Genomic DNA, 987 nt, shown 5'->3' on the forward strand with positions numbered 1-987 from the left:
CTCGACTTCCTGCGGCGTCTGCAGCCCTACTATTTCGGCATTCCCTGCGCCGACTGGCTGCGGGTGGTGATGAACCGGATCGGGCCGGACCTGTTCGCCTCCTGCTTTATGGCCTTCGTTGCCGAGCGTCTGCCCGAAGCGGTCGGCCAGATCGCCATTGATGGCAAGACCTCACGTGGCAGCCACGATCGCGGACGTGGACAGGCGGCGTTACATCTCGTCTCGGCCTATGCGACAACCCATAGCCTCGTGCTGGGGCAACTGGCGGTGGCCGACAAATCCAATGAGATCACGGCCATTCCCCTGCTGCTGAAAGAGTTGGCCGCTTGCGGAGCGCTTTCGGGCAGTCTCGTTTCCATCGACGCCATGGGCTGCCAGTCCGACATTGCCGAGACGATCGTCGATCTCGGCGGCGACTATCTGCTGGCCACCAAGGACAATCAGAAGACCGCCCATGCCGAGATCCAGCTCTATTTCGACGCCGCTCCCGCCGATGAGATCGATACGCTCACCCAGGTCGAGAAGGCCCATGGCCGTATCGAGACGCGCCGCCATCTCGTCTCGCAGCGTGTCGACTGGATGAGCGGCAAGCGGCGCTATCCCGATGAGCCGCGCTTCAAGAGCCTCGGTACCATCGCCATGGTCGAGACTCGCATCGAGACGGGCGCCGAGGCCAGGGTCGAGCGACGATGCTACATCTCCTCCCGCATCCTCACCGCGAAAGCCTTCGCCGAGGCCGCCAGAGCCCATTGGGGCATCGAGAACGGCCTGCACTGGGTTCTCGATGTCCAGTTCAAGGAGGACCAATCGCGCCTGCGCCGCGGCCACGGCGCCACAAACATGGCAATGGTCCGCCATCTCGCCCTCAATCTCATCCGCGCCATGCCCGGCAAACAGTCCATCAAGGGCAAGCGTAAACTCGCGACCTGGGACACCGACTACCTCATGGCCGCACTCCAAGCCCGTTAACCTGGACTCGTTGCCCTG

The 987-nt window shown here is 63.2% G+C and carries 1 protein-coding gene; it reads left to right on the forward strand.

Translation table 11 applies throughout. The features are described from left to right. The coding region (locus NKJ26_RS33420; protein ID WP_352700112.1) for an ISAs1 family transposase at positions 1-969 on the forward strand (969 nt) is incomplete at its 5' end. Positions 970-987 lie beyond the last annotated feature (18 nt).

It is taken from the genome of Mesorhizobium sp. M0152 (genome assembly GCF_040322415.1).
In the GTDB taxonomy this organism is placed as follows: Bacteria; Pseudomonadota; Alphaproteobacteria; order Rhizobiales; family Rhizobiaceae; genus Mesorhizobium.